The organism is Lysobacter sp. TAB13 (assembly GCF_052113885.1).
Lineage (GTDB): Bacteria > Pseudomonadota > Gammaproteobacteria > Xanthomonadales > Xanthomonadaceae > Lysobacter > Lysobacter gummosus.
On the sequence record NZ_JBFRDR010000342.1, the window covers coordinates 1 to 378 of the forward strand.

Here is a 378-nt window from a genome sequence, read left to right on the forward strand (position 1 = left end):
GCGGATGATTCCGCATCGATTTCAGCAACTGCGCTCTGTGAGCCCATATTGGAAACGGTGTCGCATCCTGCCAGCGCGACGGCGATGCCGGCTGCAGCCAGCCAGCTCTTGCCTCGAAACATGCTCTGCCTCATCGGTCCCGGTTCTGTGCCTCGACTGCCATGCTCGACCCCGTTGGTCGTCATGACCTGATTGCGCTCCCCAGCCGACAGCGCCCCTTCACGCGAGAACGCCTGCATCCTGCCAAGCTTTGGTTAACGCCGCCGAAAAAGCAACAACGCCCGGAGAGGCTCCAGGCGCTGTTTCGACATGACGCATCCGTGTGAAGCGGCCAATGCAGCCGCCCTCAACAGGAGATCAGGGGCGCTTGGGCTTCAC

1 protein-coding gene is annotated in these 378 nt (G+C 61.9%); it reads right to left on the reverse strand.

Annotated elements, in window-relative coordinates:
• Window positions 1-239, reverse strand: a 239-nt coding sequence (locus AB4Y92_RS26455; protein ID WP_441822322.1) for a hypothetical protein, incomplete at its 3' end; no start/stop codon positions are given.
• Window positions 240-378 lie beyond the last annotated feature (139 nt).